The sequence below is a fragment of the Actinomadura sediminis genome, from assembly GCF_042675525.1.
GTDB lineage: Bacteria > Actinomycetota > Actinomycetes > Streptosporangiales > Streptosporangiaceae > Spirillospora > Spirillospora sediminis.
In genome coordinates, this window is sequence record NZ_JBHTJA010000119.1 from 9,323 (window position 1) to 18,718 (window position 9,396).

11 protein-coding genes are annotated in these 9,396 nt (G+C 73.3%); 1 reads left to right on the top strand and 10 read right to left on the bottom strand.

The window, feature by feature from the left end; translation table 11 throughout:
- Positions 1 to 113: 113 nt before the first annotated feature.
- Both ACFQ11_RS32650 and ACFQ11_RS32655 read right to left on the bottom strand, forming a co-directional pair.
- Positions 114 to 341: a DUF4229 domain-containing protein gene (locus ACFQ11_RS32650; RefSeq protein ID WP_378305786.1), complete on the bottom strand. Its 228-nt coding sequence runs from the start codon at positions 339 to 341 to the stop codon at positions 114 to 116.
- Positions 342 to 411: 70 nt separating this feature from the next.
- Entirely contained in the window at positions 412 to 1,377 is a 966-nt protein-coding gene (locus tag ACFQ11_RS32655; RefSeq protein WP_378305788.1) for a threonine ammonia-lyase, read from the bottom strand.
- A gap of 237 nt (positions 1,378 to 1,614) precedes the next feature.
- Here ACFQ11_RS32655 and ACFQ11_RS32660 point away from each other — a divergent pair, with 237 nt between their 5' ends.
- A complete protein-coding gene (locus ACFQ11_RS32660; RefSeq protein WP_125614071.1) occupies positions 1,615 to 1,818 on the top strand; it encodes a BldC family transcriptional regulator in 204 nt (67 codons plus the stop codon).
- 129 nt (positions 1,819 to 1,947) lie between these two features.
- Here the strand turns inward: ACFQ11_RS32660 and ACFQ11_RS32665 are convergent, their stop codons facing one another.
- The 8 genes from ACFQ11_RS32665 to ACFQ11_RS32700 all read right to left on the bottom strand — a co-directional run.
- A complete protein-coding gene (locus ACFQ11_RS32665; RefSeq protein ID WP_378305791.1) occupies positions 1,948 to 2,211 on the bottom strand; it encodes a hypothetical protein in 264 nt (87 codons plus the stop codon).
- A gap of 60 nt (positions 2,212 to 2,271) precedes the next feature.
- Positions 2,272 to 3,291: a hypothetical protein gene (locus ACFQ11_RS32670; RefSeq protein WP_378305793.1), complete on the bottom strand. Its 1,020-nt coding sequence runs from the start codon at positions 3,289 to 3,291 to the stop codon at positions 2,272 to 2,274.
- Between the two features lie 166 nt (positions 3,292 to 3,457).
- Positions 3,458 to 4,432 (bottom strand): c-type cytochrome biogenesis protein CcsB, encoded by a 975-nt coding sequence (gene ccsB, locus ACFQ11_RS32675; protein WP_378305795.1) that lies wholly within the window; start codon positions 4,430 to 4,432, stop codon positions 3,458 to 3,460.
- Positions 4,433 to 4,437: 5 nt separating this feature from the next.
- Positions 4,438 to 6,135, bottom strand: a complete 1,698-nt coding sequence (gene resB, locus ACFQ11_RS32680) for a cytochrome c biogenesis protein ResB (protein ID WP_378305797.1) — start codon at positions 6,133 to 6,135, stop codon at positions 4,438 to 4,440.
- A gap of 1 nt (position 6,136) precedes the next feature.
- Entirely contained in the window at positions 6,137 to 6,889 is a 753-nt protein-coding gene (locus tag ACFQ11_RS32685; RefSeq protein ID WP_378305799.1) for a cytochrome c biogenesis CcdA family protein, read from the bottom strand.
- Positions 6,886 to 7,470 (bottom strand): TlpA family protein disulfide reductase, encoded by a 585-nt coding sequence (locus tag ACFQ11_RS32690; RefSeq protein WP_378305801.1) that lies wholly within the window; start codon positions 7,468 to 7,470, stop codon positions 6,886 to 6,888. The genes ACFQ11_RS32685 and ACFQ11_RS32690 overlap by 4 nt, the downstream gene beginning before the upstream one ends.
- A 49-nt stretch (positions 7,471 to 7,519) precedes the next feature.
- Positions 7,520 to 8,158, bottom strand: a complete 639-nt coding sequence (locus tag ACFQ11_RS32695) for a histidine phosphatase family protein (RefSeq protein WP_378305803.1) — start codon at positions 8,156 to 8,158, stop codon at positions 7,520 to 7,522.
- A gap of 347 nt (positions 8,159 to 8,505) precedes the next feature.
- Positions 8,506 to 9,396, bottom strand: an 891-nt coding sequence (locus ACFQ11_RS32700) for a hypothetical protein (protein ID WP_378305805.1), incomplete at its 5' end; no start/stop codon positions are given.

The following is a 9,396-nucleotide window of genomic DNA, read 5'->3' on the forward strand; positions in this document are numbered from 1 at the left end:
CAGGGGCCCGCCGGGGGGCCTGCCGTCAGGGGCCCGCCGCCGTCAGGGGCCCGCCGGGGGGCCTGCCGTCAGGGGCCCGCCGCCGTCAGGGGCCCGCCGTCAGGGGCCCGCGGTCAGGCGTCTTCCTTGGTGCGGCTCGCCTGGAACCGCTGCCACCGGCCGTCGACCGCGGCCGAGAGCCGGTCGCGCTGCGCCGACAGCAGCACGTAGCTGATGACGCCGCTGATCAGGAGCGCGAGCATCAGGAGCAGGAAACCGCGGGCGCCGAACAGCGCGAGCACCCCGGCGGTCGCCGCGAAGATCGCGAACCGCGCGATGGTGTAGAGGATTACCGAACGCATGACCCCTCGACTCTACCCGCCGCCTTCCGTGCGCCCGCGGCGGCCCGGGGGCGAGGCGGCGGACGTCCGGTCACCCGTAGACCTCGTGGAAGAGCGCCGGGTCGACGTTGCCGCCGGACAGGATCGACACGTACGTGCGCGCGGCGGGCAGCTCGCCGCGGTGGTACAGGTACGCGGCGGTCGCGACCGCGCCGCCCGGTTCGGCGATCAGCCGGGCCTCGCGGGCCAGCCGGCGCATCGCCCGCCGGATCTCGTCCTCGGTGACGGTGACGATGCCGTCCACGTGCTCGCGCATGTGCGCGAACGGCAGGTCGCCGACCCGCTGGACGCGCAGCGCGTCGGCGATCGTCCGCCCGGTCTCGTCGGCGTCCCAGCCGACCGGGTGCCCCGCGTGGAACGAGTCGCGCGCGTCCGCCGCCAGCTCGGGCTCGACGCCGAACACCTTCGCGTCCGGGCGCAGCGCCTTCACCGCGGCCGCGACGCCCGCGAGCAGCCCCCCGCCGCTCACCGGGACCAGCACGACGTCGGCGTCCGGGCGGTCCTGGACGATCTCGAGCCCGCAGGTGCCCTGCCCGGCGATGACGTGCGGGTCGTCGTAGGGCTGGATCAGCGTGAAGCCGTGCGCGGCGGCGAGCTTGCGGGCGGTCTGCTCGCGCGCCGCCGACTGCGGCTCCACGTAGACGATCTCGGCGCCGAGCGCGACGCACGCGTCCACCTTCACGGACGGCGTGTTGTGCGGCATGACCAGGACGGCCTTGATTCCGAGCGCGCGCGCCGAGAACGCCACGGCCTGGGCGTGGTTGCCACTAGAGTGCGTCACCACCCCGCGCGCGCGTTCGGCCTCGGGGAGGCGCACGATCGCGGTGTGGGCGCCGCGGAGCTTGAACGCGCCGATCGGCTGCAGCGACTCGGCCTTGACCAGCAGTGCCGGGCCGCCGGGGTCGCCCGGGAACGGGACGAGCGGGGTGCGGACGGTGACGCCCGCGAGCCGTTCGGCGGCGCGCTCGATCTCCGTCAGGGTCACAAGATCGGACATGCCTCGGAGACTATTGCGTCGGCACCGTTCATGCGGGCGTCACGGCCGTGACACGGCAGGTCAACCGGGGTCGGGGTGGCGACTGTGGCCCCTGGCGCGGTCACCGGGCGTCATCGCTCCAGCTCGCAGAACTACAGGCTGTCATGTTTTGCGAAAACAAGGGAGAAATCGGTCTTGACCCGCCACACTGTAAACAGTCCACCCGCGCCGAGAGCGGGACAAAGGGGGAGAGAAAACGTGGAGAGCACGAGCGAGCGCCTGCTGACCCCAGGAGAGGTCGCCGCCCTCTTCCGGGTCGATCCGAAAACGGTCACCCGCTGGGCGGCGGCGGGCCGGATCAGCAGCATCCGGACCCCCGGGGGGCACCGCCGCTTCCGGGAGTCCGAGGTCCACGCGCTGCTGCGCGGCGAGGAGCCGGTGGGGAGCCACCCCGCGCACTGACCCGGCCTCCGGCCAGGTCCGTTCGACCGGGAGAGTCCGCGCGGGGGACGGCGGTCCGCGCCCGTCGCCCCTCCCGCCGCCCGGCACGGGGAACCGGTTCTCGGGGGAGCCGGTCCCGGCGGCCGCGCACTACTCGTCCGTCTCGCCCGCCTTCCACCGCTCGAACCGGCGGAGCAGCTCCGCGTCGCCCTCCCGCCAGCCGCGCCGCCGCTCCGCCAGCTCCTCCTCGGTCAGCGACTGTGCCAGCAGGCGCTCGTAGTCGGGGTCGTCCGGGCCGACCTCCACGTACGCGTCGGCGATGACGCGGCCCTCGTCCGTCCCGTCCCCGCCGGGTTCGGCGAGCACGCTGTGCGGGACCCGGAGCGTGCCGTCGGGGAGCCGGATCACGTACATCGTCGATCACCATCGCCTGCCATCACGGGATCCTCTGGTGTGTGCCGCGGAACACACACCCTAGATCCCGAAGGTGCGGTTGAAGAAGAGCATGACCTCCAGCGCGGTGCGGATGTCGCCGCCGAGCATGTCGACGAGCGCCGGCCGCTGCCGCGAGGAGATGGCCGCGAAGGCGTCCGCGAAGAACTCCCGGCGGCCCAGCGCGTCCGGCTGCCGGTGGAAGTCGCTCGCCAGGTGCGGACGGCACTGCTCGTACAGCGCGCGGAACGCCGCCCCGTCGGACGTCCAGCCCGCGCCGCCCTCGATGTCGTCGAGCGCGTGCCCCACCTCGTGCAGCATCACGTCCGGGGTCGGGGACGGCCGGTCCCCCACGACGATCTTGCGGTCGCCGTAGGCCCCCGCGCACACGTCCCACGTCGCCCGGCCCGACGGCAGCGGACGGTCGCGCAGGTGCCCCATGTCGTCGAGCTGCGGCACGCCGCCCGGCCCCACGTACACGCCGTCCAGCCCGGCCGCGAGCCGCTCCTTCAGCGCGTCCGGCAGTCCGGCGAGGCTCTCCACCGCACGGATCACCTCCGGGGTGGGCGGCCCGTCCCGGACGTCCCACTGCCGGTGCAGGATCCGCTCCAGGACGCCGCAGTGCCTGCGCCCGTCGGCGGCGTGCGGCGTCCCCGGCGGGTGCGGCTCCACCCGCGGCGGGGCGTCGTCGAGTTCGAAGTCGCGCCACGACAGGTCCCCGGTGGCGCGGCGCCCGCCGCCGGGGCGCCGCCGCCCGTACCGGCCGCCGGCCCCCTCGACCGCCCGGTCCGCGCCCGTGTCGGCGTCGGCGGCCTCGACGGGGGCCGCGTCGCCGGGCGCGAGCGCGAAGGCGTCGTCGCGTCCCGCCTTGCGGAACCGGCCGAACCGGTCGCGGGGCTGGTCGCCGCGCGGCCGTCCCGTCTCCGGCGGCGACGGCGCGTACGCCGGGTCGCCCCGCCGGTCGGCGGCGGGGTCGGCGGCACGGTCGGCAGGGCGGAACGGCCCGCCGCGGGAGAGCCCCCGGAACTCCCGGGGTTTGCGGTGGACGCCTTTGAAGCGCATCGGGCTCCTCTGTCGACGGGACCCGCGGATACCTGGGGCGGGCGGGGGTCCCCGAGGAAGCGTAAGCCGGAACCCGACACCCCGTCATCCCCGGCGGTCACGGAAACTTTCGGGGAGAACGTGGGCGCCGGTGACTAATTACCGGCAAAACGGGACGTCCCAGACATCAGGCGTAACTGTGCAGGCCGGAGAACATGTAGTTCACGCCGAAGAAGTTGAACATCAGCGCGGCGAACGCAATGAGCGCCAGGACCGCCGCCTTGCGGCCCTTCCAGCCCGCCGTCGCCCGCGCGTGCAGGTACGCGGCGTAGATCACCCAGGTGATGAACGACCAGATCTCCTTGGGGTCCCAGCCCCAGTAGCGGCCCCACGCCTGGTCCGCCCAGATCGCGCCCATGATGATCGCGGCCGTCCAGATCGGGAACGCGAACATCGTGACGCCGTTCGCGAGCCGGTCCAGGCCGTCCGCCGACGGCATGCGGGCCAAGACGCCGTGCTCGCGGAGCGTGCCCCGGCCCTCGGCGCGGGCCTTGACCAGGTACAGGATCGTCGCGGCGCCCGCGACCGTGAACGCGCCCGTCGCGATGATCGCGGCGCTGACGTGGATCGCGATCCAGTACGAGTTGAGCGCCGGGCTGACCGGCCCCACCTCGTCGTACAGCCAGATGTTCGCGACGCCGAGCGCGACCACCGCGGCGACCATCACGAACGCGCCCAGGTAGCGCGCCCGGTACCGCAGCATCACGACGAGGAACGCGGTGACGGCGGCGAACGCGATCGCGGTGAGGAACTCGTACATGTTCGCCCACGGCCAGCGGTTCGCGGCCAGGCCGCGCGACACCAGCACGCCGAGGTGCGCGCCCCACCCGAGGACGTTCAGCAGGATCGCGAGCCTCGCCGGTTCGAGCTGCGTGCGCTCCGGCTCCGCGTCGTCCGCGGCGGCGGCCGTCCCGGCGTCGACGGACTCGGCACCGGCCGCGCCGACCAGCACCTTCGCCTCGACCTCGGCGTCCGCGGCGAGCCTCGCCCGGCGGCGCCCGAAGCCGAGATCGGCCGCGTACGCGACCATCGCGATGATGTACAGCACCACCGTGGTCAGCATGAGCTTGTCGCTCAGATTCGCGAGGTCGGCGTCGCCCACCCTCGTCACTCCTTCGAATCGTCCGCCGGACCGGTCTCCCGGCCGGCGCCGGGCTCGGCGCCCTGCCCGTCGTCCGCGGGCTCCGCGTCGGGTCCGCGCTCATCCGGGCCCGCACCGGGCCCGTCCTGCTCGGGACCGCGAAGCGCGGCCACGATGTCATCGAACTCCGAGGTCGCGCTCCCCAGCGTGAGGCCGCCGACCTCGACCACCGTACGCCCGCCCTTCCCGGCGGCCGCACGGACCCACATCCTGCGCCGCCGCACCATGAAGGACGCCACGACGCCCGCGACCGCGAGGATCGACGCGACCAGCGCCGGGATGCGCCCCGGGTCGCGGTTCACCGACAGGCTCGCCCACTCCCGGACGCCCTCGAACTCGATCGTCCCCGCCCCGTCCGGCAGCTCGAACGTGTCGCCGGGCTCCAGCAGCTTCTGCCCGTCCTTGATCGGCTGCAGGGTCTCGCCGATGCCCTCCAGCTTGTAGACCGACTGCGGCGTGCCCTCGTCCAGGCCCACGTCGCCCTTGAACGAGGTGATCGTCACGACCGGCCGCAGCGGCGCCGGGAACGCCGACACGATCTGCTCGCCGTCCTTCGTCGCGACCGCCGTCGGCCACATGATCGCGTAGAACGCGAGCTGCTCGGGCTGCGCGTCCGGCACCTTGACGACGCCCTCGGACGTGTAGTTCCGGGTCTCCATCGGCAGGAACGGGACGGCGTCCTGGAACGCCACGTTCCCGTTCGCGTCCTTGACCGTGAACACCGGCGAGTAACCGTGGTTCAGCAGGTAGACCTTCGCGCCGCCCACCACGAGGGGATGGTTGACCTTCAGGTCGTACGCCTTCTCTTCGTCCCCTGGATCGTCCCGGAAGTGGACCTTCGCGGTGAAGTCCGTCGCCTGGCCCCGGCTGTCGCCCTCCTCCTGGTACTCGGCCTGGAAGTCCTCCAGCCGGACGGTGAACGGCGGGAGGTCGTCCGAGCTGAACACCCGTCCGGGCTCGAACTGGTCGTAGAGGCTGAGCGAGTTCGCGAACGTGTCGCCCTCGGTCAGCAGGATGTTGCCCCGGTAGCCGAACAGGTTCCCGAGACCGAGCGCGAACAGCAGCGCCAGCAGCGCCAGGTGGAAGACCAGGTTCCCGGTCTCCCCCAGGTAGCCCTTCTCCGCCGACACCGCGCCGCCGTCGACGTCCACCCGGAACCGCTTGCCGCGCAGCGCCCTGCGCGCGTCCTCCAGGACGTCCTCCGCCGCGGCGTCGGTCTCGAACGACGCCGACTGCGGCAGCCGCCTCAGGTTGCGCGGCGCCGCCGGGGGCCGCGCCCGCATCGACCGGTAGTGCTTCGCGGCGCGCGGGATCACGCACCCCGCCAGCGACACGAACAGCAGGATGTAGATCGCGGCGAACCACGGCGCCGCGAACACGTCGAACATCGAGAACTTGTCGAGCCACGGCCCGATCGTCTTGTGCTCTTCCAGGTAGAGCGCGACGTCCTCCGGCGCCTGCCCCCGCTGCGGGAACACCGACCCCGGCACCGAGCCCAGCGCCACCAGGAACAGCAGGATCAGCGCCGTCCGCATCGTCGTGAGCTGCCGCCACGCCCACCGCAGCCAGCCCAGCGGGCCGATCCCCTTCGGCTTCGGGGCGTCCTGCGCCGCCTGCCGCGCCTCCGGCGGGCGCGTGCCGCTCTCGATCTCAGTGTCGCTCATGTCAGATAACCGGTTCGAAGCCGCTGATCCACGACCTCAGCTCGATGGTCATGTCCCCCCACAGGCCGCTCACCAGCAGCACCCCGAGCAGCACCAGCATGCCGCCGCCCGCCCGCATCACCAGCGGGTAGTGCCGCTTCACCGCGTCGAACGCCCCCAGCGCCCGCCGGTACGCCAGCGCCGCCGCCACGAACGGCAGCCCGAGCCCCAGACAGTACGCCAGCGACAGCAGTGCGCCGCGTCCCGCGCTCGCCTCCGTGACCGCGAGGCTCTGCACCGCGCCCAGCGTCGGCCCGATGCACGGCGTCCAGCCCAGCCCGAACAGCACCCCCAGCACCGGCGCCCCCGCGAGCCCCGCCGCCGGAAGCCGTCCCGACTTCACCGTCCGCTGCAACCCCGGGATCAGCCCCATGAACGCGAGCCCGAACACGATCGTCACGACGCCGAGCACCCGCGTGATCGTCTCCTGGTACTCCAGCAGCCACCGGCCCAGCCCCCCGAACACCACGCCGTAGCTGACGAACACCGCCGAGAACCCCGCGATGAACAGCACCACGCCCGCGAGCAGCCGGCCCTTGCGCTCGTCCGCCAGATCCGCGCCCGACATGCCCGTCACGTACGACAGGTAGCCCGGCACCAGCGGCAGCACGCACGGCGAGACGAACGACACCAGCCCGGCCAGCGCCGCCAGCGGCGCCGCGGCCACCAGCGACCCGCCGACGACCGTCTCGTTCACCCCGGCCGCCGCGATCATTTTTCCGCGAGCACGTCGGTGACCAGCGGATTCAGCTTGCTGTAGGTCGTCGCGCCGATGATCCGCGCCGCGACCCGGCCCTGCCGGTCCAGGACGAGCGTGCTCGGGATCGCGTTCGGCGGCACCTCACGGAACGCGAGCGTCACCCGCCCGTCCTCGTCGAACACGCTCGGGTACGACACCTTGAAGTTCCGCTCGAACGCCCGCGCGTTCGGCTTCGAGTCCTTGAAGTTCACGCCGACGAACGCGGCGCCCTTCGCCTCGTTCTCCTTGTGCACCTGCTCCAGCGACGGCGCCTCACCGCGGCACGGCGCGCACCACGACGCCCAGAAGTTCACCACGACGACCTTGCCGCGGTAGTCCGACAGCCGGAACGGCTTCCCGTCGAGGAACTCGCCCGCGACCGTCCCCACGGACTTCCGGTCGCCCGGCGCGTACTCCGTCACGTTCCCGTCGCCGGACACGAACCGGTTCTCGCCCGCGGCGTCCTGCGACGCGTCCGTCCCGGCACAGCCCGCGAGCAGCCCGGACAGGGCGACGGCGGCCACGACGGCGCGCACACGGAAGACACGGGGGTTCAACGGACCCTCCTACTACTACAGGTCGTAGTACAACAATCTACCGGCGCCCTCAGGCGCCCGCGACACCGGGCTCCCCGCCCAGCCCGCCGGCGGGCTCGCAGTACGACACCTCCACGAGCCGGTTCCCCTCGAACGTCAGGCTCGTCACGCTCGCCAGCCCGCACTCCCGCTTCACCGGGTGATGCCACAACCGGCGCCGCTCCGCGTGCAGCCGCAGCACCCACACCGGCAGCTGGTGGCTCACGCACACCGCCTCGTGCCCGCGCGCCGACTCCCGCGCCCGGATCACCGCCGCCCGCATCCGCGCCGCCAGCTCCCGGTACGGCTCACCCCACGACGGCTTGAACGGGTTGATCAGGTACCGCCAGTGCTCGGGCCGCCGCAGCGACCCCGCCCCCACCCCGAACGTCAACCCCTCGAAGTGGTTGTCGGCCTCCGTCAGCCGGTCGTCCACCGTCACCGGCAGGTCGAACGCGTCCGCGAGCGGCGCCGCGGTCTCGAGCGCCCGCTGCATCGGCGACGAGAACAGCGCCGTGACGTCCCGATCCGAGAACCACTTCGCGGCCGCCTTGGCCATGAGGAGACCGTCCTCGCTCAGCCGGTAGCCGGGCAGCCGCCCGTAGAGGATTCCGCCCGGATTGTGCACCTCACCGTGCCGCAGCAGGTGAACGATCGTCTTCTCAGTCATGGCGACGTCAGGGTACCTATTTATTGCGATGTCCTTGGCGTCAGGCCCTGGGGGGCCTTCCTTCCACGGGCCTTGCGTGCGATTGCTGCATCGCTTCGACTCGCCCAGGGGCTCGCTGCGCGATCAGGTTCTCGCTTCGCTCGAACCTTGGCTTCGCTCGCGATCGCAGTGGTTCCCGTCCGCTCTGGCCGGGGAACGGTGGCCGAGGTCGTCGCTCGCTGGTGGGGCCACGGGCCGGGACGGCGCTCGATCTCGCCCGGCAGCGGGTCGGCGTCGTCCGGACCGGCCGCCTTTGGCGTCGCGCACCGCCGTCGGCGGGGCCGGGGCCCCGCCGTGGGGCGGGGCGGTCATCCGCGGGCGGTTTTCACGGCATCGGCGATCGTCCGGGCGGCCTGGTCCAGGACGTCCTGGCCCGCGCCCGCGGACTGGGCCGCCCGGACGAACGCGTACGTCAGTGCGGCGGTGCACACGTCCGCACGGTCCCACGGCATGACGCACGTGAGGGTTCCGGGCGCGCCCTCGTCGCCGGCCGTCGCCAGGACGACCGACACGTAGGGGGACGGCGGACGCTCCCCCAGCGGCGTGTCGGTGCCGACCACCGCGCGGAGCCCGCCCCCGCCCGTGGGGAGCGGCCGCGGATCGCCGAGGGCCGACTCGCAGACCTCGCCCATCTCCCGCTGCTCCGCCGCCTCCGGGGAGTCGGGGAAGTACGAGCAGTACACCGTGGCGATCCCGCCGACGGACCCCTGCCATCCGTGCCGGACGACGCCCGTCCGTTCGGCCCCGACGTAGTTCACGCCGCTCGCCGCCCCGACCGAGCCGCCGCACTCCGCTCCCGCCGGGCCGATCAGGTATTGGCCGCCGATGTGGAACACACCCGTGTTCTCGGGCATCTGCACCAGCGCCGGTATCTGGACCTGCGTCCGCCCTGGAGCCTCCTGCATGGGGCCGCCGTCGGGGCCCATGCGATCGCAGTGGGTGACCGACGCGACCGTGACCGTGCGGGAAGGGCTCGCCGACACCGACCGCCCCGCCTGCGGACGCGCGGGATCGTCGCCGCCCGGCTGCATCGCGAGCAACGCGCCGCCCCCGACGACCACGGCCGTCCCGCAGGCCGCCGCGCCGACGCCGAGCATCGTCTTCAGCCCGCCGGCGCCCGTCTTCGCCGCGACGGCCTTGCCGGCGCCGCCGGCCGCCGCCTGGCCCGCCCCGGCGGCCTGGCCAGCCCCGTGCGCGGC